Here is a 23,543-nt window from a genome sequence, read left to right as displayed (position 1 = left end):
GTCATCATAACTGTCGCGCACCGCGACGGACCTGGCCGGCACCGTGCCAATTGAGGCGTAACGACGAGAAGCGCCTTCCGCCGCTCCCCATCGGCCACTTGCCATGGGGGCGACGAAACCGACTTCTCCCTCCTCGCAGAGCGATCCCTCGAGGCTCAGTTCAAGGGATTCGCCTCCGGAAACGTCCAAGTCCCGCTGATAATGGGTTGCTCCGGACGATAGAGCCGCGCGGTGTAGTTCCAGCCCCCGACGATCGGCAGGCAGTTCGGGATCTTGCCGTCACAGCCGCCGAACTGGATCGTCACCGAGCCGTCCGCATTCTTCTTCGCGGTAATGGTGTTGATCGAATATGCGTTGTAGGCGTTTTTCTCGAAGAAGCCTCTCGGGTTGTAGACGCTGACCGACCAGAAAGCCTTCACCGGCACACTTGCCGGCACGCTGAGGGTGTGGACTGTCCGGCCATCGTTCTTCGCCGGAGTGAAGCTCACATAGGTGGCGTCCCTGTCCGGAATACCGCCCCATCCGGCGGCTGTGCCGATCAGGTGCTGGATCGGATCGACCTGGCCACGAGCTCCAAAGGCGCCAAGAAAAGACGTCTGATGCTTTGCCAGCGCGAGCAGCGCATTGCGGATATCCGTGAGACTGGCTTCGTCCCAGTTGGGAAGGTCGAGCCTCCCCCTCTCGTTCTGGCTGACCTTGATCGCATCCTGCAGCCTGTGGACCTCGTCGAGATCCTTCGGATCGTTGGGATCGACCAGCGTCCGGACAGCGACGAAGGCATAACGGGTACCGACCGATTCCTGCGTCAGCGTGACCGGCTCCGTCCCGTAGGCGACGACCGGCAGGTAGTGGTCCTGGTCGACGACCATCATCGACATATAGCGCTTGCCCGCATCAGGCAGCGAGAGCGTTACCGGCCCGCCGGCGAGATCAAACACCGCAAACGAATAAAGCGTATCCCGGTTCATGCGAATGACCGTTTGATTGTCGATCGATGCGGGCTCGCGGGAGTGCTGAAACTTGCCCAGTCCGCCGACGGCCTTTGCATTCGCCGCAAGGTAATGGTCGGTCTCGGCGCGGGGGAAATTGTCAACGGTGACCGGCATTCTGCTGCCTGGTGCCTGGGCAAATGCTGCACTGGCCAGTGCAACCGAAGCAAATGCGAGACCGATCCCAATCGAGCGGACCATAAGCATACCTCTTCATTCAAGGCCGCGGTGGGCGGCACGGGGCAACTCCGGCGCTGTCCAACCCATCACGGTCTGATCGGCCGACGAATTTTGTTCGGATCTTGTCGAGCATGCGCAGATCACGAGTCTTGTCATTTCGCGCCAGCTGCGATCCGCCGGACTACGGGCGGATCACGGCGACGGGTGTGGACTGCACCCCTTGATTGAGACAGCGGAATGCGGTGACAAGGCTCCAGGGACCAGGCCATGTCGAAGCAATCAGAGCGTGTGTTCTCGGCAACCTTCAAGGCGGCGGTCGCGCAGATGGAGGCCGGGCGCAAGGTGGCGCCGTTGGCGAGGGAGTTGGGCGTCGCGCGGCAGCTGCTCTATCGCTGGCATGCGGCGTGGCGTGCCGAGGGTCTTGCCGGATTTGGCAAGCGGCCCGGGCGCAAGCCGGGGCAAACGGGCGGGGTGCCCCAGGCGCTGACGACAGAAGCTGTCGAGGAAACGGTTGGAGACGACCCGCCGGACAAGGCAGCTTTGCTGTCGGACAACGCGATCGCGCAAGCAGCAGCGCGGATTGCCGAGTTGGAACGGATCATCGGCCAGCAACGGGTCGACCTTGAAAAATCGCTCGCGTCCTGCCCCAAACCATGAATGTCAATGCGCCCTAACACGTATCATGCGTTATGCACCAGTCCGCGCCATTTTCGGGAGCGGGTCTCCCCTTGACCTGCGTCCTTTGCCATCGATACCCGCGGCTGAGCATGCACTGCTTGAATGCCGCGGTATCGGCAAGGCCTCGAATGTCGCCGGTCTGACCATAGCAAAAATCGAGCGCCGCCTGTGAGACCGCAGCACTGCGCGGGCGCCCATGTGGCCTAATGAGATCTCGGTAAACGTCATTCACGACCTGGTCGGCGCGCACGGCAGCGGTGCCTGCCAGCAAAATGACCAGAATCATCATCGCCCGTTGCATGGCTCTCGACTTTTGTCTTTCGAATGGCCGTCGATGGTTGGGCACATTCAGCGACGCGCTGGTTCGCCGCGGTGAATTGCAGATCGGAGAGCTCAGCGCAGCGGGTGACATTCCGAGCCGCGCCGCCATGTCTGTTCCCGGCCCATCTCGGACCTCCGGCGATGTCCGCCATCGCGCCGCTCTTGGAGAACAAGCGGGCATCAAATGCGGACGATTCGACCGCGTCGATTTAGAAGCACACGGCCTCGTGTTGTGCTTCCAACGCGTGTCGCCTGGCATCCTGTTGGAAACGCAACACAATGCTCTGGATCAAGCCAGGGTTCCGGGCTGACGGCTCGGGGCGAGCCGTTAGAATCGGAACACTAGCGACCGAAGGAGCGGACGTACAACAGCGCCGGCACATGCTCGCTGCAGTCCGCATCGAGATGGCCGGCCAGGCGCGGGTATTGCCGCCCCAGGGCGTCGAGCGAGATCCCGCCGGGCAGCCGCGGATGGGCCACGCACACGGCCCCGTCCGGGTCGAACGCCGCCTCCAGGGTCATCCCCGGGGCAACTTCATCGCGTTGGATGCCGATGCGATCGAACAGATCGATGGGCGTCCCGTTGCGCGTGTGGCCAACCCCGTCTCCACCATAGTCCGCGCGCACGAGCCGCACGCAGGTTTGGTAGTAGGGTCGCAGCGCCTCGCCCTCCGGGGTGGTGCGCCATGGCTTGTAGCCGAAGCGGATGCATTTTCCCTCCGCGCCGCCGGTGCAGGTGATCAGGATGCGGCCGGGCGCCGCGATATAGCGCCCGTCCGGCGTGAACGCGCCCGAGAGTGGAAAGCCCAGCCGCCGCCCGTCCGGGTCGGGATCGCACGCGTTGCGCCACTGTTTGCTCACCGGATCGGCTTCGGACAGCGTGTAGAGCATGACTTCGCCCAGCTTGTCGCGGGTGTCATGCTCGACCGCGTCGATACGGATGCGCCGCTGAACTCCGCTGCCATCTCCCAATGTCAGAACCACGCCGACCAATTGGTCCTGCGGCAATACGCTGCCGTCCGGCAGTTGGACGCGAAACGCCGTGCCCTCCACGGCCACCCGCGGCCCTGGAGCCGCGGCGTGCGCCAGGGCCGGTAGGACGAGCAAGAGCAATCCGCCGACTACGGCTGCGCCCAGCCTGCTTGTCATGGTCAGCGATTATTCTGCCGCGGTAGCGTAACCCCCTCCACCACCACGCCATTCAGATCCGCGATCGCGGGCGTGCTGGCGAGGCGGGGATCGGTCGTCAGCGCATTCGAGGTGAGCGCGTTGATGGAGAGCGCATTGATGGAAAGCGCGTTGATGGAGAGCGCGTTGAGCGCCAATGTGGCATGCGCGGGCGAGGCGACACCGAGCGCCAGGACCGTGCCGGCGACCGTGAGCGATCTGAGTAACGACATGCGGAAGCCTTCCGTGAATTGCCATGCGCGACACTGCGCATGGCGCCGGCGCTGACCGCGACGACGGCGCGATTAAGCCACCATGCCGATCAGCCTTCTTCCGCATGGGTGCAAATCGCGTCTCATTCCGTGCAGTCCGGTCACGCGCTGCGCGCGTTACGCGATGCCTCCCGCAGGTCGCTCGGCGCCATGTCAAACGCCCTCTGGAAGGCGCGATAGAAGCTGGACAGGCTGCCGAACCCCCAGGCGAACGCGATGTCGATCACCGGGCGAGTGGGATCGGCGAGCAATGCCGTCCGGCATTCCTCCAATCGACGCCGGAGGACGTAGCGGGCGAAACTGCTACCGGTCGGCTCGAACAGCAGGTGCAGCATGCGGACCGAAATCCCCAGCGAGGTCGCGATCCACGTGGCCGAGAGATCGGGGACGGTGAGGGAACGATCGATCAATCGCTTGGCTTCGGCCAGCCGGCCGGCCCGTACCGCATCGGGGTGATTCGCCGCCGCGGCGCCGCAGGCCACGCCGATCAGCCGGCACAGCGTGTCGGCGACCATCCCCATGCTTTCCGCGCCAATCCCGTCCCAATTGCGCGCCAGGGCGTCGAGATAACCCGAAGCAAGCGCCTCCACCCCATTGAGACCGGACAGCAACGCCAGCACCGGCCGTCCCGACGCCCGCAGATACGGATCGAGAGCGGGCTTCGGCACCAGCAGCACCGAGTGCCCATAGCGGCCCATCGGGCGTATCTCGCACGGCACATCGGCGTCGGCAATGATGAGGTTGCCGGTGGTCGTAACCACCTCATCGCCGGCATGCGTGATCCGCGCGCCCGCGCCGACTTCGCGATAGACCCAATAGGCGTTCAGGTGTCGTTGGGCGACGGTGGCCGTGTCGCGAACGATGCAATGCCCGTCCGCCTCCATGGTGAGGCTGAACAGCGGCCCGGTGGAACTCACCGACAGATTGGCTTGGAAAGGCTCCCGCGAATCCGCCAACGGCCGCGCATGCATGCCGAGCGTGCCATCCAGCATCGCGTCCCAATTGTCGAAGCGTTCCCGCTCCGGCACGTCGTCCGTGGAGATATGAAGCCGCACGAGCCCATCTCCTCACGACGGCGTGATCACTTGCCGCAGCATCCCCCCCCTGCGATTGCAAGAGAAACACGATTTCAACGCGGACGGAAGTGACGAATGTCACGTTGCGGTCAGAACGAAGCGGGGGTGCAGGGTCGTGCACATTATTACGGTGACAGTGCGTATGACTTTGGCATTCGTGATCGGCATCAATAAAACGCACTGTCACCGTGACTCCGTAACTCGCTTTCTTCTGGCGTCGATCACGGCCGGCCGTACAGATCAGGAATGCGATGGTCAGGGCTGGGATTTGAGCAATGCCCTGATCTTGTCCGCATCTTCGGGCGTTACCGGATTGTAGATCACCATGTTGAGATCGGGGCGGCCATCGACGGCGAAAGCCGAAAATTCCATCGAAAGCGGTCCGACGGTGCGATGATGCAGGACTTTCACGCCGTCGCCATGCGTCTGGACATCGTTGTCGCGCCACATCGCCGCGAACTCCGGACTGGTCGCGCAGAGTTCGTCGACGAGCGATTGCACGTTCCGCGCCGCACCGGCGCGTGCCACGTCGGCGCGGAACGATGCCACGACGTAGCGTGCAACGCTTTGCCAGTCGGACTGCGCCGCGCGGATGCGCGAGTCGTGGAACATCATGCGCAACACATTGCGCTGGCCCTCCGGCAACGTGCCGTAGTCGGTCAAAACCGCTGCGGCGGCTTTATTCCATGCGATCACGTCCCACGTGGCCGTTCGAATAAAAGCCGGACTATGTTCCAGCGTGTCGAGCACGCGTTGCAAGCGCGGCGTGATGCCCTCGGGCGCGCGATAGCGAACTTCGGGCGGGCGGCCCAGCCCGAGCAGAAACAGGTGCTCGCGCTCGGCGTCCGTCAGCATCATCGCGTGCGAGATGCGATCGAGCACATCGGCGGATGGCGCGCCGCCGCGTCCCTGCTCCAGCCATGTGTACCACGTGGCGCTGACATTGGCGCGTTGGGCCACCTCCTCGCGGCGCAGGCCTGGCGTACGCCGCCGCGCCAGGGGAAAGCCGAACGCGGTCGGATCGAGTTTCGCGCGGCGATCCTTCAGATAGGTCCCCAGCAGGTTTTCATTCGTGGCGAGCATGGCCATTCCTGTTAGCGATTATACCGGTATATTATCACTACTTTACCATCATAGCACATTGGCAGACCATCCGCGCCGAGTTTGGAGAGGCGCTCTGCCTCGCCGTCGACCTGGCGCCGGTGCGCGTGAACTGCGTGTGCCCCGGCTTGATCGAGACCGAGATATGGAGCGCGTTCCCCGAAGGCTATCGCGAGAGGCTGACGGCCATGGCGCAGAAGCAACTCGTGCCGCGTCCCAGGCAGCCCGCCGAAGCCGCGGGGCCTATCTGACCTGCATGCGCAACGGCTTCCTGACGGGGCAGACCATCAAGATCGAAGGCGGACTAGCGCTCGCCGGCTGATCGCGTCGTTCGACAACAAGGAGAGTTCACATGCGTGTCTTCATGACCGGCGCCGCCGGATTCATCGGCGCCGCCACAACCCGGGAATTGATCGCCAACGGCCATCAGGTGGTGGGCCTCGCCCGCTCCGATGCCAACGCAGCGGCGCTGGAAGCGGCCGGCGCGCAGGTGCATCGCGGCTCGCTCGAAGATCTCGACAGCTTGCGCTCGGGCGCGGCGGACGCCGATGGCGTGATCCATCTCGCCTTCATCCACGATTTCTCGAAATTCGCGGAGAACGGGCAGATCGACAAGCGCGCCATCGAAGCGATGGGCGACGTGCTGGATGGCACCGGCAAACCCTTCATCGTCACGTCGGGAACGGGCCTCATCGCACCGGGCGCCGTCATCACCGAGGAGATGCGGCGCGACGCCAGCGCGCATGTTCCGCGCGTGTCGGAACAGGCCGGCCTGGCTTATGCGTCACGCGGCGTGCGCGCGATGGCGATACGCTTGCCGCAGGTGCATGGCAGCGACGGCAAGGCGGGCTTGATCACGTATCTGCTCGAAGGGGCCCGCCGGAAAGGCGCCGCCGCGTATGTCGGCGACGGCAGCGCTCGCTGGGCGGCGGGGCACAGGCTGGACGTCGCCCGCCTCTACCGGCTCGCCTTGGAGAAGGGCGCGGCTGATGGCATCTATCATGCCGTCGGCGAAGAGGGCGTGCCCCTGCGCCAGATCACCGAGGTGATCGGCCGCGCTCTGAACGTGCCCGTGGTCTCGATCGAGCAGGAGCAAGCCAGCGATTATTACGGCCCGCTCGGACTGTTCGCGGGCCTCGATATGCCCGCATCCAGCGCTTTGACGCAGACATGGCTGGACTGGAAGCCGACGCAGATCGGCCTCATCGCCGACATCGGCCAGCCGGGTTATTTCGCGCGCTGAAAAGCCGCCCGGCTCGCAGGCGACGGTGTCAGGCGTAGCGAGATCAAGATCGATGCCGCACTTCGACTGTGAGGTGTGACAGCGACTTGAAGCGGGTTAGACGACCACGATAATAATCCGCTTCTCGCACTTTGGTCGTGATGACCGAAACGATCGCGCCAAGATGGCCCGGGCCGAGGCGCCAGAGATGCAAATCGGCGAGTTTGTCGCCCTCGCTTTCGATCGTTTGGCGGACTTTGTCTGCCATCTGACGGTCTGGGTTCATATCCAGCAGGATTGCACCCGTGTCCCGGATCAGGCCGTAAGACCAGCTTGCAATGACGACGGCGCCGACGATACCCGCGAGAGGGTCCATCCAGAGCCAGCCAAAGGCGCGAGCGAGCAGCAGCCCGACAATCACGAGCACTGACACCGCAGCGTCGGCGATCACATGGATCACGGCCGCACGCATATTGTTGTCGCGTGCCGTCGATCCATGCGCGTGTTCATGCTCCTCGAAGACTGCCGGATAGTCCTGATCCCCGATCCGAACATGAGCCGTGAAGGCATGCGGCTCAGGAATCTCGTCTGCCGATTCCAGATATCCCCCCTGATCGTTCATCGCGAAAACCTGCCGCGAGCCATCAGGACGCACAGTTTCGATCGATGCCGTTTGGGCCGTCAGAGCAGGGCCGGTTTCCGTATAGAGCCGGAAGCGGGGCGGCACGCCATCCTCGAACACGTCGAGCACAACAGTTCCGTTACGAGTCTCGATGCGTTGGGATTCATCATGATCGTCGTGCCCGTGACCGTGGTCATGCCCATGATTGTGGCCATGATGATGGTCGCCGCTGCTCAGCAGCCACGCACTCGCAACGTTCACGGCCAGGCCAAGAACAGCAATCGGGATGGCCTCGGCGAAGTGGATAGGGACCGGTGCAAAGATACGGCCGACGGATTCGTAGCCGATCAGCAACGCGATCATCGCCAGGATGATAGCGCTGGTGAACCCGGCAAGGTCGCCGAGCTTGCCGGTGCCAAACGAGAAGCGCGTGTCGTCGGCATGCTTGCGAGCGTAGGTATAGGCGAGCGCTGCCAGCAAGAGCGCACCGGCATGCGTGCTCATATGCAGACCATCGGCGACGAGCGCGATCGAGCCGAACAGCAGACCGCCGACGATTTCCGCGATCATCATGGCGCCGCACAGCCAGATCACGGCCCAGGTCTTACGCTCACTCTTTTCGTGTCCCTCGCCAAGGAAGGCGTGGCTATGGAATGCAGTGACGGAGGCGCTGTCGTTCTCGGTCATGGCGGTTCTCATTTCAAGTAAGTGCGGACGACTTCGAGGAGTTGTTCCGCAGCTTCGCCGTTCAGGGCGCCCGGATGTTTCTCGGCATCGACAAGGTGCTCTCGCACATGGTCCTCGACCACGACGGCCATCAGGCCAGCGAGTGCGCCCCGCGCCCCGGCAATCAGGTGCATGACTTGCTCGCAATCGGACTCGGCATCGAGGGCACGCTCGATAGCTTCGACCTGGCCTCGGATGCGGCGCACGCGCGCCAACAGCTTGTGTTTTTCACGGGTGGTGTGGGTCATCGAGCCTTATGACATAGCCCCCTACCCTATACAAGCCGCAAACGAATACCGAATGCTGAGCCGTATCGTTCCGTCTCACCGGCGTCGAGCTTTGCTGCGAAATCGGGAACTCTGCCGCCGACGGCTCAGTGGTGCGAGAGGCCGTTGCCTCTGAGAATCGTGGCCAGATGTAGCGAGTTGCTCGATCACGCGGCCGCGCGAGCATTGCGCCGAATGACTTGCGGGGGCTGCCCATAGGCGCGCAAGAAAGCACGGCGCATCCGGTCACGGTCGGCAAAGCCGGTCTGCTGCGCCACGACGTCGATGGGATGCCGGCCTTCCTCCATCATCAGCCGCGCCGCCTCGACGCGGAGGTTCTCGATGGCCTTGGCGGGCGACTGACCGGTCTCGGCGTGGAAGGCGCGACTGAACTGACGGGGGCTCAGCCGCGCCGCTTCCGCCAGTTGCGGAACCGACAGGGGCGTGTGGAGATTGCTCTTGGCATAGGAAAGAGCGCTCTGGATGCGATCGGATTTCGGTTCGAGCTCCAGCAGAGCCGAATATTGCGACTGACCGCCCGCGCGCCGGTGATAGACGACGAGCTTCTTCGCGACGATTCTTGCAAGCTCCACCCCTTGATCCTGCTCCACCATCGCCAAGGCCAGATCGATGCCGGCAGACATGCCGGCCGACGTCCACATCGGGCCGTCATGAACGAAGATCCGATCCTCGTCCACCTTGACCTTCGGAAACTGACTCTGGAAGGCGCGAGCGTAAATCCAATGGGTCGTGGCGCGGCGGCCGTCCAACAATCCTGCCTCGGCAAGGACGAACGCCCCACTGCAAATCGAGGCGATGCGCCGACTCCGCCCGAGTGCTCGCTGGACAAAGTCGACCAAGCCCGCCGTCGGCGGTTCAATCTCGCCGCCGCCCCCTACGATCAGCGTGTCGTAGACCGTGTCGTCGAAAGCCTCCGTCCCGATGCTCATGCCGATCGAGGTTTGGATCAGGCCGCCCGTCTCCGACAGAATGCGCACGTCGTAGACCGGTTTGCCGGCCTGCTGATTGGCGATCTCGAACACCGACAGCGCGGCGAAGGCCATCACCTGGTAGCCGGAAAACACGATAAAACCGATGCGCTGCACGGCCGCCTCCATCGATGTCCCAAAACGCCGTTTATATGACATTTGAGATAAGTAATAGCAAGCCTATGTTCTCGTTCAAGAGATGGCAACGTTTCGCCGCTTCTCGGGAGACGAGACATGACCATCCCCGAAAGAAAAGGCACGGCGCTGATTACGGGCGCATCCACCGGCATCGGCGCCGTCTACGCAGATCGTCTGGCGAAGCGCGGCTACGACTTGGTTCTCGTCGCCCGTAACCAGGGCAGGTTGCTGGAACTCGCAAAACGTCTTGAGAAAGAGACCGGTCGCTTGGTCGAGACGCTGGTCGCCGATCTCAACGATCAGTCGGACATCCGTCAGGTCGAAGAACGCCTGAAGGGGGACAGGCACATCACGATGCTCGTCAACAATGCGGGCGTCGGCTCGATGACGCCGTTGCTGTCGTCGGACATCGACAAGATGGAAGAGATGATCTCGTTGAATGTCGGTGCCCTGACGCGCCTTACCTACGCCGCCGCACCCGGCTTCGCGGCGCGGGGTGGAGGCACCCTCATCAATATTGCGTCGATCGTGGGGATTGCGCCGGAGAGGATGAACGGCGTCTACGGCGCGACCAAAGCCTTCGTCCTCGCTCTCAGTCAATCGCTCCAGCACGAACTTGCCGACAAGGGCGTGCGCGTCCAGGCAGTGCTGCCGGGCGCGACCGCCACGCCGTTTTGGGACATCGCGGGCGTCGGGATCCATAACCTTCCCGCCTCGATCGTGATGACGGCGGAAGACATGGTCGATGCGTCGCTGGCCGGTCTTGATCAGGGCGAGATCGTCACGATCCCGGCGCTGCCCGATCTGGACGAGTGGAACCGCTACGAAGCGGCCCGCAGAGCGATGGCCGCCCGGTTGTCGAGCTCATCTCCCGCCGCTCGCTACGGGATCGCCGCAAAGGCGTGAACCGAAGGCAGGATCAAACAAAGCCCGGAAGGAGATCATAGAAAATCCGACAGACAATTCGAGCCGCACGGCGGCTCACCAGTATCATCAGCAATGGCACCGAAGCGGTGCGTCAAGCCCCCCAATCCCGCAAGCATGCAATCTCGGCCTCGTTGCTTCAACGCGGCAGGTTTCGAGGTGCGGCATCACACATGAGGCTCTACCATGAAGGTTCTATTCGTAATTTCAAATTCCGAGACAGCATTCTGGTTGTCGGAAGTCACTCATCCCTATTGGCACCTGATCGAGCGTGGCGTCGAAGTCGACTTCGCCAGCCCCAAGGGCGGCAAGGTCGTGTACGATTCCTACAGCGACCCGCATTTCGAGCATTCGCTTGAGGCTGAAGACCTCGTCAGCAAGGGCTTTCTGTCGGACAAGGGCCTCGTCGCGAAGTTCGAGACGACCCTGAAGCTCGCCGACGTCAATCTGGACCAGTACGATGCCGTTCACGTGGCCGGCGGACGCGGTGCGACCTTCGATCTCTTCCCGAACACCGATGTAGGCAAGGCGCTGGAGCATTTTTGGGCGAAGGACAAGGTCGTCGGCGCCATCTGCCATGGCGCGATCGCGCTCGGGAACATTCCCGCTCGCATTCGCGGCAAGCGCACGACCGGCTATACGCTCGAGGCCGATCTGGCACTGCAGAAGATGTTCGGCCCCGGCTTTGTCATTCCGCACTATCCCCAGACTGTCCTCGAAGAGACCGGATCGGTCTACTCGCGTCTCGGCAACGACGATCCGTATATCATTAGGGATGGCAAGCTGGTGACGGGGCAGAACCAGCAGTCGGCATCGGAATATTCGATCGTTCTGCTCTCGGCGATGACCGGCAACAGCCCGGTATCCGTCGCCTGATCCGAACCCCGGCGAGGCTTCAGCCGACCGCCTGTTGTCACGGTGGATGCACCTCGCACCCACCGCGACAACCCGATGTTCCGCGCGCCTCGCTGCAACTCGATTGGAAACGATCATGATAAAAGTCAGCGTCATGTACCCCTATGAGCCGGGCGTACGGTTCGATCACGGCTATTACCGCGACAAGCACATGCCGCTGGTGCAGGCGCTCCTTGGTGATAGCTGCACATACTACACGATCGACAAGGGACTCGCCGGCGGCGAGCCCGGCAGCACGCCGACCTACATCGGAGCGTGCCACATCTTCAGCGCGTCGATCGAGCTTTTCCAAGCCGGAATGGGCCGGCACGGGGCGGAGATTCTCGCCGACATCCCCAACTACACGGACATCAGGCCCGTGATCCAGGTCAGTGAAGTTGTCGTCGGCCACCCCGATCGCCCGATCCTTTGACGTGGCCTGCGGCGGACATCGCGGTCAGCGCCTCCGTCCTAACCGACCATCACATGAAGCGCATTGGCCGCCGCGATCCTGCGACGGACGCGCCGATTTTCAACTCGATCCGCCGGCATCGGTGAAAGGACATTTCCTATGACCAAGTTACGCATGCTTCTCGCCGCGTCTGTTGCCATCCTCTCAGCGACTGTCACATCTGCACAAGCCGCACCGGAAGGCTCTGTCGTCAACGTCGTGCTCGTCCATGGTGCGTTCGCCGACGGCTCGGGCTGGAAGCCGGTCGCCGACATCCTGCGCAAGGATGGATACAAGGTGAGTGTTGCCCAACCGCCGATGACCTCGCTTGAGGACGATGTCGCCGCGACGAAACGGATTCTCGAACGCCAGGATGGCCGGGTGATCCTCGTCGGCCATAGTTACGGCGGCGGCGTGATCACGGAGGCAGGCAACGACCCAAAAGTTGCAGGCCTGGTCTATGTCGCGGCCTTCGTTCCCGATGAGGGCGAGGCCCTCGGTGCGTTGCTCCAAAGCAAGCCCGGCGCGTCGACCGGTGTCACCCCCTCCAAGGATGGGTTCCTGTTCCTGGATCCGAAGGTGTTCGCTGCCGACTTTGCCGGCGACCTGCCAAAGGCCGCGGCCGACTTCATGGCGCTGTCGCAGATGCCTGTCGCTGCGAAGGCGTTTGGCACGCCGATTACCTCACCTGCATGGAAGGCGAAGCCAAGTTACGCGATCGTCGCCACTGAGGATCGGATCATCAACCCCGCGCTGGAACGCTCGATGTACGAGCGGGCGCATGCCCACGTCACCGAGATCAAGGGCAGCCACGTTGTCTTCATCTCCCAGCCGCGCGCGGTGGCTGAGGTCATCGAGCGGGCGGCACGTGAAGCCAAATAGACCCGGCAATCGAACCTCCGATGCCAATCATCGGGGGCTCGATTGGACGTCGGCCGGGAGATCGTGGCCACCGTGCTGCTCGATGGTGGGCTTCAGGAACAGCGGTCTCGCCAATTTCCTGCGGAAGGTGAATGCCATGCTCTACTTTGTCGAAATCGACGTCAAAATTCCTGCCGAGATCGATCCATCTCGGCTCGAAGATATGAAAGCGCGCGAGAAGATCGCCTCAAGCGAGTATCAGCGTTCGGGCGAGTGGTTGCATCTCTGGCGGATCGCGGGGAAGTTCGGCAATATTTCGATCTTCGACGTGTCGGATCACGATCGTCTACACGAAATCCTGTGGTCGTTGCCGTTGTTCCCATTCATGACGATCCGGGTGCTGCCGCTCGCGCGCCACCCCGCGGCCATCGATCGACCTCCGGCCTGATCGGCATCGTTCACATCGCCGATGAGATCACGGTCACGCCGACAGCAGTATCCGCGTCCCATCCACATGATGGAGCGCGACCTGCCCGGCGCGGCGGCGTGCGGGGCCGCGCCGGCAAGCGGTGCCACAGGCCTCCAATCGATGGACTGGCGGAAGCGCCGACCGGCCATCGCCTCCTAGCGCCGGGCTTCTCAGCGCATCGCCGATGCTGCGCCTGTTTGCGCACAGTGTTTTGCCGCACAGAAACCCGAGCGGATGGACCTCGGGCGTCACGTCCCAAATCGCCGGTTAAATGACATTTGAGACAACCTCAAGCCGTCGTATGTGTCTCGTGACAGCCAGCCGCGTTTCCGCAACGCCGATAAGCAGACATCAACACTTACTTGAAGGAATACTTAGCCATGCGCGCGATGAGAGCAGAAAGCTTTGGTGGCTACCCGAACCTTAAGCTCGTTAACCTGCCCAAGCCCGCGCCATCCGAAGGACAGCTCCTCGTGCGGATGACGGCAGCGGGGGTTACCCCGCTCGATCATACGATCCTTACCGGCCACTTTCCGTTGTCGACCGCACCCCTGGTGCTCGGAAACGAAGGAGCCGGTGTCATCGAAGGTGGTGACGCGGACTTTCCCGACGGGACTCGCGTGCTGTTCTTCGGTCCGTTCGGCGTGTTCGAAAATGGCACCTATTCAGAATACGTTGCGGTGCCGAAGGAGTTGCTGTTCCGCATACCCGATAACATCGAGGACGCTGCCGCCGCCGGCATTCCAGTGGCTTATCTGACGGCATACATCGCGTTGATGAACGCTGGATTCGAAGCCGGAAAGGTCATCCTTGCACCGGCAATCGGGGGCTCGGTCGGCAATGCCGTGACCCAGTTGGCCCGGGCACTGGGCGCAAAGCACGCCATCTCTTCGACCACCAACCATGACAAGGCCGACGAAGCCAAGGCTCTTGGATTCGCCGACGTCATCGACCTCTCCGTGGAGGGGCTGGCAGCAGGCGTCAATCGCATCACCGACAACTACGGCGCTGACATCGTGATCGACGCGATTGGCGGCAAGATCCTAAGCGAGGCGCTGACGATCCTGGCACAGGGCGGATCGCTCACGACGCTTGGCTATGCGGGCGGGCAGGAAACCACAATCAACGTGACGAACCTCATCTGGAAGGTCGCGAGCATCAAAGGCTTTCTGCTCTTCGCCGAAAGCGTCGCCACGCGTGCCGCCGCATGGTCGGCCATCTCGAAGCTGCTCGCATCCGGTCAGGTCAAGCCCATCGTCGCGAAGACGTTTGCTCTCGAGAACGCCGCGGACGCGATGCGGCATCTGATGGAGCTGCGTCCGCTCGGCCGGGTCATCCTGACGATCTGACGCGGGACCGCCTTTGGTCCATGCAGCCCGGCAACCGCCTCGCCAGATCGGGAGGCGGTTGCCAGATCAGATCACCACGATAGCCGGATCCGGCCTTTGTCCAAGCAAGAGAGCAGTATTGGCCTGGCCTTCGACCAGGTCGGCCGCCGGAGATCACAATGACTGACCTTTCAGCATTCCCGACTGCCGTCAAATGGCCGGCGCATCACCCCGACAGGATCCAGCTCTATTCATTCCCAACACCCAATGGCGTGAAGATCTCGGCGGTGCTGGAGGAACTGGGACTGCGGTATGAGGCGCACCGCGTCGATATCATGGCCAACGAAACATGGACGCCGGATTTTCTTTCGCTCAATCCCAACGGCAAGATCCCGGCAATCGTCGACCCTGATGGTCCCGGCCGCCAGCCGATCGCGCTGTTTGAATCCGGTGCGATCCTGCTCTATCTCGCCGAGAAAACGGGCCGGCTGCTACCGGCCGATTCGGCTCGCCGATACGAAACGATCCAGTGGTTGTTCTTCCAGACCGTCGCAGTCGGTCCGATGTTCGGGCAACTCGGCTTTTTCTGCAAGTTTGCCGGCAAAGCCATCGAAGATAAGCGGCCGCTCGATCGATTCCTCGGCGAGACCAAGCGCCTGCTCGGCGTCCTCGACACCCGTCTCGCAGCGGGCAAATGGATCATGGGTGACGAGTATACGATCGCCGACATCTCACTGTTCGGCTGGGTCCGCATTCTCCTTGGAATGTACGGGGCGCGTGAGCTCGTCGATTTCGACAGCCTCGAGCACGTTCCGGCCTGGCTCGAGCGGGGGCTGGCCCGTCCGGCGGTGGCACGCGGGTTGGAAATCCCCGCCTGATCGACCGTCCGCCATGAAGACCCAGGCCTGAAATCCTATCCACAGCAGATAAAGAACGAGAGGCTTCCTCATGAAAATCTATGACCGTTCGGGTTTTCCCAACCCCTCACGCATCCGCGTTGTCCTGGCCGAAAAGGGTCTGGAGACCCAAATTGAGTTCGTGACTGTCGATCTGATCGGCGCTGAGCACAAGCAGGCCCCGTTCCTGGCGATGAACCCCTCCGGGAAAATCCCGCTCTTGGAGCTTGATGACGGCACTCTGATTTCCGAGTCCACAGCCATCACCGAATACTTCGACAATCTGGATGGCAATCCGACTCTCACCGGCAAGACGCCGCGTGAAAAAGCCATGATCCACATGATGCAAAAACGCGCCGAAACCGAGCTTATGGACGGAGTGGATGGTTATTTTCACTACGCAACGGCCGGCCTCGGCCCGCTTATGCAGCCCTATGTGAGCCCTGAATGGGCCGGCAGAAAGGAATGGGGCGAAAGGCAGGGTGCCAGGGCCGTCCGGGGCATGAAGTATTTCGACGGAGTGCTGAAAAGCCGGACCTTCGTTGCAGGCGACACGTTCTCGATGGCGGATATCACCGTCTTCGCAAGCCTTAACTTTGCCGAGGCTGCCGGACTTGCCATTCCGGAAGAATGCACGGCGCTTGTCGCCTGGCGATCGAAGGTCGCGGAGCTGCCGAGCGTAAAGAATCGCAGCGGTCAGGCATTTTTACCCGAAGACCTCAAGCGCTTCGGTCTCTGATCACCCAAGCATGCCCAATTCCTTGCCTGATCCGGAGAGCAGCCAAACCTCGTGTCGGATTTTGCTCGTCCATTCGTATGGAGACACCAATGAAGGCCGTTCAAATATTCCGGCATGGGCCGCCGCTCGATGTCGTGGAATTGGTTGACGTGGCTGAACCGAACCCGCCAGGCGCTGGTGAGGTCTTGATCGAAATGCTCTATTCGCCGATCAATCCCTACGACCTGCGCACCATGCGCGGCGTCGTTCCCGCACCGCCACTTCCCGCTATCATCGGCGCGGAGGGCGTGGCCCGCGTTCTGTCAGCCGATCACGACGTCGCAAACGTCAAGGCGGGCGACCTGGTTCACTTGCCGAACGGCTACTACGGCTGGCGCGAGCGCTTGGTTGTCCCGGCGCAACCCCTGTTCCCGCTGCCGCCGAACGCTGGCTTGCAACAACTATCGATGCTGCGCGTAAATCCGCCGACGGCCGCTTTGTTGCTCAGCGAATATGTCGATCTCCAGCCCGGCGACTGGGTGATCCAGAACGCCGCCAATTCCGGCGTCGGTCGCAGTGTCATCGCGTTCGCCAAAGCTCGCGGCTTCAAGACTGTGAACATTGTTCGCCGCCTCGATGTCGTGGCCGATATCAAGGCCATCGGTGGTGACGTGGTTCTGGTTGAGAGTGAAGGTCTGGCGGCCAAGGTCGTCGAGGCGACCGGCAACACGCCGATAAAGCTCGGCTTGGAAGGTGTCGGCGGACCGTCGACGGCGGCGCTATCCGGCACGATAAGTTCGGGCGGAACCATGGTCCTCTACTCGGCGATGAGCGAGCAGCCAGGGGTAGCCAACCAACTCGACGTCATTTTCCGAGATGTCGCGATCCGGGGCTTCTGGCTGGCATATCCCCGGCTGCACACCTCCGGCCGTTTCGCGGCGGCGCTGCGTGAGGCTGCCGATCTCATTGCCCAGGGGAGCCTTCACGTGCCTGTGGCCGCCGCTTTTCCCCTGACGGAAATCCGGGAGGCGATCAGTGCAGCCGGCAAAGGGGCGAAGGTGCTGCTCGAACTGAACTCCGTCGTCGGCTGACGGCGTGATGCATCCCACGGCTCATATCCTCAGCATCCGAAGGTTCTGAGTTCGGCGAATTGTAGCGCAATCGGCAGCGGCTCGAACACCCCCCGGGGTGCGCTGCGGGCGATCGCAAGGCGGCGTCGGTTGGCGCGCGGCCTCGCAATGCAGGGCGGTTGCCTGGGCGGGATTTGAGCCTGCGAAATCGTCAACCGCGGATCGGGAACAAGCACCCAGCAGAGGCTGTCGATTACCGCACGGCCTTTGGCACAGCGCGCCGACCCGGCCTTCCCCCTTAGCCTCCGTACTCTCTTTTCATTCAACCTCGCTCCCATCCATCAATGGGCGGCCGCGCCGCCGCCGGACAGCTTCACCGGCGAGAGCAGCAGCGCCAGCGGCGCCGCGCAGAACGCCAGGAGGGCGCAGATCGAGAACACGTCCATGTAGGCGAGCAGCTGGGATTGGTCGATCAGCTGCTGGTAGATCTGGCCCAGGGCGCTCTGCTGGGCGGTGGCTGCGGGGACGCCGGTCGCCTCGATGGCGCGCTGCGTGGCGGCGAGGGTGTCGAGATAGGGCTGGGAATAGGGCGTCAGGTGGCTGCCGGCATAGGCCATGTGCACCTGGGCGCGCGTGGTCAGCAGCGCCGACGAGAGCGAGATGCCGATGGACCCCGCGACGTTGCGGAACATCGTGAACAGCGCCGCGGCGTCGCCGTTGAGCTGGCGTGGCAAGGTCAGATAGGCGATCGACGAGATCGGCACGAACAGGAAGCCGAGCCCCATCGTCTGGAACACGCGCATCTTGACCAGTGTCCCGAAGTCGATGTCGGGCACGAGGTTGCGCGAGTAGAGAAAGGCGGCGCCCAGGAACACGAAGCCGAAGGCGATGACGAAGCGGGCCTGCACCAGAGGCAGGATCCGCCCGACGACGATGATGAGGCCGATCAGCGCAATCGCGCCCGGCGAAAGGAGCAGGCCGGCCCAGGTGGCGGTGTAGCCGAGCTGCTGCTCCGACAATTGTGGCAGGAGCACCGCGCTGGAATAGAGGATCACCGCCATCGCGACGATCATCGTGCAGCCGACGGCGAAATTGCGATCGGCCAGGGCGCGCAGATTGACGATCGGCTCCTTGGCGACGAGCAGCCAGCAGATGGCGCCGCCGATGCCGATGGCGGCCAGGGCGGCCATCCAGCAGATGAACGGCGAATTGAGCCAGTCCGCGTTCTCGCCCTTGTCGAGCATGATCTGGAAGGCGCCGAGGCCGAGGACGATCAGGCCGAGCCCGACATAGTCGGTGGAGACCTTGCGCCGGGCGCCCGGCGCCGCGGCAGGCTCGCGCACCAGCGCCATCACGCCGAGGAAGGTGAGGAGGCCGACGGGAATGTTGATCAGGAAGATCCAGCGCCAGCTGTAATTGTCCGTGATCAGGCCGCCGAGCGTCGGTCCGAGCACCGGGGCCACGACGGTCGCGAGCGCCGTCACGGCGAAGGCCTGGCTGCGCTTGGCCGGCGGGAAGGTGTCGAGGATGATCGACTGCTGGTTCGGCTGCAGCCCGCCGCCGAAGAAGCCCTGCATCAGCCGGAAGATGATGATCTGGGGCAGGCTGGTGGCGATGCCGCACAGGAACGAGCACACCGTGAACATGGCGATGCAGATCAGGAAGTAGCGCTTGCGGCCGAGCAGCCGGGTGAGGAAGCCCGAGATCGTCAGGACGATGCCGTTGGCGACGAGGTAGGACGTCAGCGTCCAGGTGCTCTCGTCGGTGCTGGCCGACATCGTGCCCGCGATATGCGGCAGGGCGACGTTGACGATCGTGGTGTCCAGCACCTCCATGAAGGCGGCCAGGGTCACGACGATGGCGATCAGCCAGGGATTGGGCTCGGCCCGCGAGGCGGAGACGGTGTCGGCGGCGGAGACGGCGCTCATTGCAGGGACACCGTCGGATCGGCGGAGGCGCCGAGCGGCAGCGGCTCGTTCGGATCGAGCCCGCTGTCGATGACGATCTTCACCGGCACGCGCTGGACGATCTTGACGAAATTGCCGGTGGCGTTCTCTGCGGGAAAGGCGCTGAAGCGCGAGCCGGTTCCGAGCTGGATGCTGTCGACATGGCCTTTCAGCCGGAGGTGGCTGTAGGCATCGATGTCGATGTCGACCTTCTGGCCGGGGCGCATGCGGTCGAGCTGGCTCTCCTTGAAATTCGCGGTGATCCAGACATCGGGCGTCACGAGCGAGAACAGGGACTGGCCGGCCTGGACGAAGCTGCCCTCCTGCACGTTGCGGGTCGTCACCCAGCCGTCCTGCGGCGCGCGGATCTCGGTATAGCCGAGGTTCAGCTCGGCAGTGTCGAGCTGGGCCTGCGCCTGCTGCACCTGCGCCTGCGCCTGGTCGACCTGGGCCTGGGCCTGCGACACCGCTTCGGACACGAGGCCGGCAATATCCACCTGCGCCTTGTCGTCGGCCAGGGTCGCCTCGGCCGTGCGCAGCTGGTCGAGGGCCTGGTCCTTGGATTGCTGGGTCGTCGCCAGGTCGCCCAGCCGGATCTGACGGTTGTTGTTGAGGATGGCGAGGTCGCGGTTGGCGACGGCCAGGTCGACCTGCGCCTTGGCCTGGACCAGCTTGGCCGGTGCGCTGATCCGGGTCGTGGCCAGGTTGATCTGCGCATTCTCGAGCGCGGCCTTGGCCAGCGATAGCGCGGCCCGGGCCTGATCGCGGGCGGCGATATAGTCGCGCGGATCGATCTTGATCAGGAGGTCGCCGGCCTTGACGTGCTGGTTGTCGCGGATGGCGAGCGTGGCGACATAGCCGCCCACCTTCGGGGCGATGGCGACGACATTGCCGTCGACCTGCGCATCGTCCGTGGTCTCGATGTCCTTGGTGGTGACGTAATACCACGCGCCGCCGGCAGCGAGCAGGCAGGCCAGGAGGGCGATGATGGCTGGCGCCTTGCGCCTCGGCTTGCGGGCGCTGGCCGCTTCGTCCTTGGCTTGCGCCGCTTTGCGCAGCTCCAGGTCCGGAGTTGAGGATCCGTCCATGTTCCGCCTCCTTCACCATCCGTCGGTTCCGGCGAACGACAAACAGTGTCGGCGCATAAAATCGAAATGTCAAATTCAAATTTGAAATTGACATTGGGAAGGCACGGCGGTATCGAAGGGCATGCCCGCAGACAGCCGCCGTCCTCTTGCCGTTCCGGACCAACTGAAGGCGGGAGACCGCGTCCGCGAGGTCCTGCTCCAGGCCGCCGGCGAGGTGTTCGCGGAGAAGGGGTACGACCGCGCGACCAGCAAGGAGATCTGCGAGCGCGCCGGCGTCAATTCGGCGGCCGTCAACTATCATTTCGGCGGCATCGACGCGCTCTACATGGCGGCGCTGAGGCGCGCCCATCAACGCCTGACCACCATCGAGGCGCTCTGGGAAATCGCGTCGAGCACGGCGAGCCCGCAGGACAAGCTGCGCGCCTATATCGCCCCGATCGTCCGGTGGCTGGCCTCGCCGGCGTCCGCCACCTGGGAGATGCGCGTGCTGGGCCGGGAGATCGTGTCCCCGTCACCGCTGCGCGAGGCCTTCGTCGAGACCGAGATCCTGCCGAAGATCCGGCTCATGCGGGGCATCATCGGCGAGCTGATGGGGGTGCCGCCGGACGACGCCATCGTCGGCCGGGCCATGCTTACCGCCGTGGCGCCGTGCATCCTGATGGCCGTGGCGAACCGCAGCATGCTCGAGACCATCCTGCCCTCGCTCGCCGATCCCGAGACCGAGATCCCGCGCCTCGTCGAGCACTATGAACGCTTCATCCGCGCCGGTCTCGAAGCCGTGGCGGAGCAGTCCAGGGCCGAAAGCCGGGGCTGACCCGCGTGGGCCCGCGGACCTCGCGAGCTGGCCGAGCAGAATTACGGTGACAGTGCATTTGATCTTGGAGCCTACTATCGGCATTAATAAAATGCGCTGTCATCGCAATAGTATGGCTGTGTACTCGCTGGCTCCGCAGCCCGCCGAAATGCAGGCTTCTCGCTTCACCATATGAAGGGTCGGACCACCTGAAAGGCCGTCGCCAGCATGAGCGCGAGGATCGCCAGCAGCGACAGGGCAAAGGCGATGGTCCGCCATGGCTGGAGGGCCCGCACATAGGCGATGGAATGGGCAACGCGCGCCAGGACGAAGATGACGAAGATCGGGATGGCAACGCCGGCTGTCCCGCCCGCCAGCACATAGACCACGCCCAGCGCGAGGAAGGGGTAGATGGTGGCTTCCGCGTTTCGATGCGCCCTGAGATGGCGGGCGACCCCCGGCGGATCCGTCTCCGAGACGGGAACGCCGTAGCGTGCCCCGTCTTCCGGATTGATCGCGACGCCGGCCTGCGCTCGCCTTGCGCCGCTCGATATCCAGAGCGCCAGGAGATTGAGCGTCAGAAGCAGGCTCGCGAGGGCATAGGCGCAGAGGGTCGAGCTGGCGATCGCGGGCGCGAACTGCATATCGGTCTTCCCAGGTCGAGACTGGATGAGCGCCACGTCTATCGTGCGCGAGCACGAATGTAGGCCACCAGATTGTCCAAGGTTCCTGCGGTGCCCTTGTCGACGCCCAACTCCAGGAATTGTTGGAGGTGCTCGGCGGAGCGGCACTGGATCTCGACCGTCAACCGAGCCCCTTCCCCTGCTTCTTCGATGAGGACGCGGCCGATTGCCCCCAGCGCTTCGAAGGTCAGGCGCTCAAATGGGACGATTTCGAGATAGGTTCCGGCAAATGGCATGTCCGGCCGTTCCTTCGATGCGAAGGTGAAGGTTCCGCCTTGCCGAAGATCGATCTCGCAGACGGCCAGGGGCTGCCCCGCCGGATCCCACCAGCATGAGACATGCTCCGGCCTGGTCCAGGCTTCGAACACCTGTGCCGGCGGGGCGTCGAATGTCCGCTCCAGCCTGATGCAATGCGTCGAGCGGTCGATGACCAGGCTCCGGTCGTCGACAGAGTGGGCCGTCGTCAGCATCTAGGTCTCCTTGGCTTTCATTGCGCCGAGATGAGTTTCCAATCGGTCGAGCCGGCCCATCCACTGCTTCCGGAAATCGCCGACCCAATCGGCGACATCACCAAGGGCGGTCGCCGACAATCTGCGCGGCCGCCGCTGCGCGTCCCGGCCCTGCTCGATCAGGCCGGCGTTCTCGAGCACCTTCAGATGCTTGGAGATCGTGGGTTGGCTGAGGGCGAACGGCGCCACGAGCTCGGAGACCGTCGCTTCGCCTGCTGCAAGGCGGACCAGGATTGCGCGCCGTGTCGGGTCCGCCAGCGCAAAGAACGCCTCGCTCAGCCGGTCTGGGGAAGGGCTTTGTATTTCCATTTGTCTATATAGCCATATGGAAATATAAGAGTCAAGGGCCTCGCCTCCGTGCGGAGGGCGTGCGGCAGCGCCCGCCGAGCTTTCGGACTTGCGGCGCAGTGTGCCTTGGATCTGGAGGAAGTCTCAGTGACAGTGCATTGGATCTTGGTCGTTGCCGCCTGCCTTCATGAACCGCACTCGACGTGGCGGGTCATCCCCGCTTGCCATGGGTCGAAACCCGATTGTCCGCCGGCTCGGCGAAGAGGTCACGACGCCGTGTTCCGGATGAGGATCCAGTAGGGGCGGGCCGTGACGTCCTCAAAGCAGCGAACCTCGCCGGAAAAGCCGAGGCGCCGATAGAAGGGCAGGCTCAACGGATTGAAAGTTTCGAGGAAGCACGTGGCGCCGAGGCGATCGGCCCGGCTCAAGGTCGGCTCGAGGAGCTGGTGTGCCAATCCGCGCCCTCTCGCCGCCGGCCGCACTCCGAGGATGGACAGATACCAGGCATTGGCGAGCTGTTCGGCGCCATTCTTCATCATCGACGCGGAAATGCGTTGGTAATTGTCAAATCCCGCGGGACCGAGCAGTCGTTCAAGCGTTGCTTTCCTGATCTTTCCGTACGCTTTCGCGTCCGTTTCACTGGCTTCATTGGTGTGCCAGATCGCGGCGCCATCATCGCCCGCATATTGAACCTCGCCAATTCCAATCGCTTCCTCGATGGCAAGGTCGAAGTAGTGCGCAAGGATCAGCTGCCTCTTTGCCTCGTCTGCCGACGACTCGACGGTCACTGCTCGATAGAAGGGGTCGTCGACAAAAGCCTCCGCAAGGGACTTGCAGACAGGCGACAACAGCTTCACGGGACGGCTCCGGCGTCGGTT

Annotated in this window: 28 protein-coding genes; 14 read left to right on the top strand and 14 right to left on the bottom strand. The window is 63.3% G+C overall.

Annotated features, from left to right (window positions below):
• Positions 1 to 155: 155 nt before the first annotated feature.
• On the bottom strand, positions 156 to 1,190 hold the full coding sequence (locus QO011_RS28645) for a DUF1254 domain-containing protein (protein WP_307279950.1): 1,035 nt from the start codon (positions 1,188 to 1,190) through the stop codon (positions 156 to 158).
• Between the two features lie 246 nt (positions 1,191 to 1,436).
• On the opposite strand from QO011_RS28645, the gene QO011_RS28640 reads away from it, so the two are divergent.
• Together QO011_RS28640 and QO011_RS28635 are read left to right on the top strand one after the other, a co-directional pair.
• Positions 1,437 to 1,826 (top strand): transposase, encoded by a 390-nt coding sequence (locus tag QO011_RS28640; protein WP_307279947.1) that lies wholly within the window; start codon positions 1,437 to 1,439, stop codon positions 1,824 to 1,826.
• 293 nt (positions 1,827 to 2,119) lie between these two features.
• A complete protein-coding gene (locus QO011_RS28635; protein WP_307279944.1) occupies positions 2,120 to 2,479 on the top strand; it encodes a hypothetical protein in 360 nt (119 codons plus the stop codon).
• A gap of 31 nt (positions 2,480 to 2,510) precedes the next feature.
• Here the strand turns inward: QO011_RS28635 and QO011_RS28630 are convergent, their stop codons facing one another.
• The 4 genes from QO011_RS28630 to QO011_RS28615 form a co-directional block, all read right to left on the bottom strand.
• Positions 2,511 to 3,317, bottom strand: a complete 807-nt coding sequence (locus tag QO011_RS28630) for an ADYC domain-containing protein (RefSeq protein WP_307279941.1) — start codon at positions 3,315 to 3,317, stop codon at positions 2,511 to 2,513.
• Positions 3,318 to 3,319: 2 nt separating this feature from the next.
• Positions 3,320 to 3,568, bottom strand: a complete 249-nt coding sequence (locus tag QO011_RS28625; RefSeq protein ID WP_307279939.1) for a hypothetical protein — start codon at positions 3,566 to 3,568, stop codon at positions 3,320 to 3,322.
• A gap of 140 nt (positions 3,569 to 3,708) precedes the next feature.
• Complete coding sequence (locus QO011_RS28620; RefSeq protein WP_307279936.1) at positions 3,709 to 4,662, bottom strand: helix-turn-helix domain-containing protein; 954 nt, start codon at positions 4,660 to 4,662, stop codon at positions 3,709 to 3,711.
• 276 nt (positions 4,663 to 4,938) lie between these two features.
• Positions 4,939 to 5,772, bottom strand: coding sequence for a helix-turn-helix transcriptional regulator (locus tag QO011_RS28615; protein ID WP_307279934.1), 834 nt, complete (start codon positions 5,770 to 5,772; stop codon positions 4,939 to 4,941).
• On the opposite strand from QO011_RS28615, the gene QO011_RS42570 reads away from it, so the two are divergent.
• Entirely contained in the window at positions 5,661 to 6,035 is a 375-nt protein-coding gene (locus QO011_RS42570) for an SDR family oxidoreductase (RefSeq protein ID WP_370882027.1), read from the top strand. The two genes, QO011_RS28615 and QO011_RS42570, sit on opposite strands and share 112 nt — an antisense overlap.
• A gap of 101 nt (positions 6,036 to 6,136) precedes the next feature.
• The gene (locus QO011_RS28610) at positions 6,137 to 7,027 is read left to right on the top strand and encodes an SDR family oxidoreductase (RefSeq protein ID WP_307279932.1); all 891 of its coding nucleotides are present in this window, start codon (positions 6,137 to 6,139) and stop codon (positions 7,025 to 7,027) included.
• 43 nt (positions 7,028 to 7,070) lie between these two features.
• On the opposite strand, the gene dmeF is transcribed toward QO011_RS28610, so the two are convergent.
• The 3 genes from dmeF to QO011_RS28595 form a co-directional block, all read right to left on the bottom strand.
• Positions 7,071 to 8,315: a CDF family Co(II)/Ni(II) efflux transporter DmeF gene (gene dmeF / locus QO011_RS28605; protein ID WP_307279930.1), complete on the bottom strand. Its 1,245-nt coding sequence runs from the start codon at positions 8,313 to 8,315 to the stop codon at positions 7,071 to 7,073.
• Between the two features lie 8 nt (positions 8,316 to 8,323).
• On the bottom strand, positions 8,324 to 8,602 hold the full coding sequence (locus QO011_RS28600; protein ID WP_307279929.1) for a metal/formaldehyde-sensitive transcriptional repressor: 279 nt from the start codon (positions 8,600 to 8,602) through the stop codon (positions 8,324 to 8,326).
• A gap of 185 nt (positions 8,603 to 8,787) precedes the next feature.
• On the bottom strand, positions 8,788 to 9,726 hold the full coding sequence (locus QO011_RS28595; protein ID WP_307279926.1) for a GlxA family transcriptional regulator: 939 nt from the start codon (positions 9,724 to 9,726) through the stop codon (positions 8,788 to 8,790).
• Positions 9,727 to 9,843: 117 nt separating this feature from the next.
• Here QO011_RS28595 and QO011_RS28590 point away from each other — a divergent pair, with 117 nt between their 5' ends.
• The 9 genes from QO011_RS28590 (at position 9,844) to QO011_RS28550 (ending at position 17,379) form a co-directional block, all read left to right on the top strand.
• Complete coding sequence (locus tag QO011_RS28590) at positions 9,844 to 10,653, top strand: SDR family NAD(P)-dependent oxidoreductase (RefSeq protein ID WP_307279923.1); 810 nt, start codon at positions 9,844 to 9,846, stop codon at positions 10,651 to 10,653.
• A gap of 204 nt (positions 10,654 to 10,857) precedes the next feature.
• On the top strand, positions 10,858 to 11,547 hold the full coding sequence (locus QO011_RS28585) for a type 1 glutamine amidotransferase domain-containing protein (RefSeq protein WP_307279920.1): 690 nt from the start codon (positions 10,858 to 10,860) through the stop codon (positions 11,545 to 11,547).
• Between the two features lie 115 nt (positions 11,548 to 11,662).
• A complete protein-coding gene (locus tag QO011_RS28580; RefSeq protein ID WP_307279918.1) occupies positions 11,663 to 11,998 on the top strand; it encodes an EthD family reductase in 336 nt (111 codons plus the stop codon).
• A gap of 138 nt (positions 11,999 to 12,136) precedes the next feature.
• Positions 12,137 to 12,898: an alpha/beta fold hydrolase gene (locus tag QO011_RS28575; protein WP_307279916.1), complete on the top strand. Its 762-nt coding sequence runs from the start codon at positions 12,137 to 12,139 to the stop codon at positions 12,896 to 12,898.
• A 136-nt stretch (positions 12,899 to 13,034) separates the two neighbouring features.
• Positions 13,035 to 13,325, top strand: coding sequence for a muconolactone Delta-isomerase (locus QO011_RS28570; protein WP_307279914.1), 291 nt, complete (start codon positions 13,035 to 13,037; stop codon positions 13,323 to 13,325).
• A gap of 401 nt (positions 13,326 to 13,726) precedes the next feature.
• The gene (locus QO011_RS28565; RefSeq protein ID WP_307279912.1) at positions 13,727 to 14,695 is read left to right on the top strand and encodes a quinone oxidoreductase family protein; all 969 of its coding nucleotides are present in this window, start codon (positions 13,727 to 13,729) and stop codon (positions 14,693 to 14,695) included.
• A 158-nt stretch (positions 14,696 to 14,853) separates the two neighbouring features.
• The gene (locus QO011_RS28560; RefSeq protein WP_307279911.1) at positions 14,854 to 15,552 is read left to right on the top strand and encodes a glutathione S-transferase N-terminal domain-containing protein; all 699 of its coding nucleotides are present in this window, start codon (positions 14,854 to 14,856) and stop codon (positions 15,550 to 15,552) included.
• Positions 15,553 to 15,622: 70 nt separating this feature from the next.
• Positions 15,623 to 16,309, top strand: coding sequence for a glutathione S-transferase family protein (locus QO011_RS28555; RefSeq protein ID WP_307279908.1), 687 nt, complete (start codon positions 15,623 to 15,625; stop codon positions 16,307 to 16,309).
• Between the two features lie 89 nt (positions 16,310 to 16,398).
• Positions 16,399 to 17,379 carry a zinc-dependent alcohol dehydrogenase family protein gene (locus QO011_RS28550; protein ID WP_307279906.1) on the top strand — a complete coding sequence of 327 codons (981 nt, stop codon included), beginning with the start codon at positions 16,399 to 16,401 and terminating at the stop codon, positions 17,377 to 17,379.
• Positions 17,380 to 17,699: 320 nt separating this feature from the next.
• Here the strand turns inward: QO011_RS28550 and QO011_RS28545 are convergent, their stop codons facing one another.
• Entirely contained in the window at positions 17,700 to 19,286 is a 1,587-nt protein-coding gene (locus tag QO011_RS28545) for a DHA2 family efflux MFS transporter permease subunit (protein WP_307279904.1), read from the bottom strand.
• Positions 19,283 to 20,392: an HlyD family secretion protein gene (locus QO011_RS28540; RefSeq protein ID WP_307279901.1), complete on the bottom strand. Its 1,110-nt coding sequence runs from the start codon at positions 20,390 to 20,392 to the stop codon at positions 19,283 to 19,285. The genes QO011_RS28545 and QO011_RS28540 overlap by 4 nt, the downstream gene beginning before the upstream one ends.
• Positions 20,393 to 20,513: 121 nt before the next feature.
• Between QO011_RS28540 and QO011_RS28535 the strand changes: the two genes are divergently transcribed.
• Complete coding sequence (locus tag QO011_RS28535; RefSeq protein ID WP_307279899.1) at positions 20,514 to 21,206, top strand: TetR/AcrR family transcriptional regulator; 693 nt, start codon at positions 20,514 to 20,516, stop codon at positions 21,204 to 21,206.
• A 164-nt stretch (positions 21,207 to 21,370) separates the two neighbouring features.
• Here QO011_RS28535 and QO011_RS28530 read toward each other — a convergent pair whose 3' ends face one another.
• From QO011_RS28530 to QO011_RS28515, 4 genes are all read right to left on the bottom strand, one after another.
• Entirely contained in the window at positions 21,371 to 21,829 is a 459-nt protein-coding gene (locus QO011_RS28530) for an MAPEG family protein (RefSeq protein ID WP_307279896.1), read from the bottom strand.
• Positions 21,830 to 21,867: 38 nt separating this feature from the next.
• Entirely contained in the window at positions 21,868 to 22,338 is a 471-nt protein-coding gene (locus QO011_RS28525) for an SRPBCC family protein (protein WP_307279893.1), read from the bottom strand.
• A complete protein-coding gene (locus QO011_RS28520) occupies positions 22,339 to 22,686 on the bottom strand; it encodes an ArsR/SmtB family transcription factor (protein ID WP_307279890.1) in 348 nt (115 codons plus the stop codon).
• A gap of 245 nt (positions 22,687 to 22,931) precedes the next feature.
• On the bottom strand, positions 22,932 to 23,522 hold the full coding sequence (locus tag QO011_RS28515; RefSeq protein WP_307279887.1) for a GNAT family N-acetyltransferase: 591 nt from the start codon (positions 23,520 to 23,522) through the stop codon (positions 22,932 to 22,934).
• Between the last annotated feature and the right edge of the window lie 21 nt (positions 23,523 to 23,543).

The organism is Labrys wisconsinensis (assembly GCF_030814995.1).
GTDB classification, from domain to species: Bacteria; Pseudomonadota; Alphaproteobacteria; order Rhizobiales; family Labraceae; genus Labrys; species Labrys wisconsinensis.
This window is presented reverse-complemented; position numbering and strand designations above follow the sequence as displayed.

Excerpts from the sequence above, each read along its gene's own strand:
- QO011_RS28535 (WP_307279899.1), top strand. The coding sequence starts at position 20,514 with ATGCCCGCAGACAGCCGCCGTCCTCTTGCCGTTCCGGACCAACTGAAG.
- QO011_RS28525 (WP_307279893.1), bottom strand. The coding sequence starts at position 22,338 with ATGCTGACGACGGCCCACTCTGTCGACGACCGGAGCCTGGTCATCGAC.
- QO011_RS28545 (WP_307279904.1), bottom strand. The coding sequence starts at position 19,286 with ATGAGCGCCGTCTCCGCCGCCGACACCGTCTCCGCCTCGCGGGCCGAG.
- QO011_RS28590 (WP_307279923.1), top strand. The coding sequence starts at position 9,844 with ATGACCATCCCCGAAAGAAAAGGCACGGCGCTGATTACGGGCGCATCC.
- QO011_RS28610 (WP_307279932.1), top strand. The coding sequence starts at position 6,137 with ATGCGTGTCTTCATGACCGGCGCCGCCGGATTCATCGGCGCCGCCACA.
- QO011_RS28625 (WP_307279939.1), bottom strand. The coding sequence starts at position 3,568 with ATGTCGTTACTCAGATCGCTCACGGTCGCCGGCACGGTCCTGGCGCTC.
- QO011_RS28565 (WP_307279912.1), top strand. The coding sequence starts at position 13,727 with ATGCGCGCGATGAGAGCAGAAAGCTTTGGTGGCTACCCGAACCTTAAG.
- QO011_RS28635 (WP_307279944.1), top strand. The coding sequence starts at position 2,120 with ATGACCAGAATCATCATCGCCCGTTGCATGGCTCTCGACTTTTGTCTT.
- QO011_RS28570 (WP_307279914.1), top strand. The coding sequence starts at position 13,035 with ATGCTCTACTTTGTCGAAATCGACGTCAAAATTCCTGCCGAGATCGAT.
- QO011_RS28600 (WP_307279929.1), bottom strand. The coding sequence starts at position 8,602 with ATGACCCACACCACCCGTGAAAAACACAAGCTGTTGGCGCGCGTGCGC.
- QO011_RS28530 (WP_307279896.1), bottom strand. The coding sequence starts at position 21,829 with ATGCAGTTCGCGCCCGCGATCGCCAGCTCGACCCTCTGCGCCTATGCC.
- QO011_RS28645 (WP_307279950.1), bottom strand. The coding sequence starts at position 1,190 with ATGGTCCGCTCGATTGGGATCGGTCTCGCATTTGCTTCGGTTGCACTG.
- QO011_RS28580 (WP_307279918.1), top strand. The coding sequence starts at position 11,663 with ATGATAAAAGTCAGCGTCATGTACCCCTATGAGCCGGGCGTACGGTTC.
- dmeF (WP_307279930.1), bottom strand. The coding sequence starts at position 8,315 with ATGACCGAGAACGACAGCGCCTCCGTCACTGCATTCCATAGCCACGCC.
- QO011_RS28560 (WP_307279911.1), top strand. The coding sequence starts at position 14,854 with ATGACTGACCTTTCAGCATTCCCGACTGCCGTCAAATGGCCGGCGCAT.
- QO011_RS28550 (WP_307279906.1), top strand. The coding sequence starts at position 16,399 with ATGAAGGCCGTTCAAATATTCCGGCATGGGCCGCCGCTCGATGTCGTG.
- QO011_RS28540 (WP_307279901.1), bottom strand. The coding sequence starts at position 20,392 with ATGGACGGATCCTCAACTCCGGACCTGGAGCTGCGCAAAGCGGCGCAA.
- QO011_RS28640 (WP_307279947.1), top strand. The coding sequence starts at position 1,437 with ATGTCGAAGCAATCAGAGCGTGTGTTCTCGGCAACCTTCAAGGCGGCG.
- QO011_RS28585 (WP_307279920.1), top strand. The coding sequence starts at position 10,858 with ATGAAGGTTCTATTCGTAATTTCAAATTCCGAGACAGCATTCTGGTTG.
- QO011_RS28520 (WP_307279890.1), bottom strand. The coding sequence starts at position 22,686 with ATGGAAATACAAAGCCCTTCCCCAGACCGGCTGAGCGAGGCGTTCTTT.
- QO011_RS28575 (WP_307279916.1), top strand. The coding sequence starts at position 12,137 with ATGACCAAGTTACGCATGCTTCTCGCCGCGTCTGTTGCCATCCTCTCA.
- QO011_RS28555 (WP_307279908.1), top strand. The coding sequence starts at position 15,623 with ATGAAAATCTATGACCGTTCGGGTTTTCCCAACCCCTCACGCATCCGC.
- QO011_RS28615 (WP_307279934.1), bottom strand. The coding sequence starts at position 5,772 with ATGGCCATGCTCGCCACGAATGAAAACCTGCTGGGGACCTATCTGAAG.
- QO011_RS28630 (WP_307279941.1), bottom strand. The coding sequence starts at position 3,317 with ATGACAAGCAGGCTGGGCGCAGCCGTAGTCGGCGGATTGCTCTTGCTC.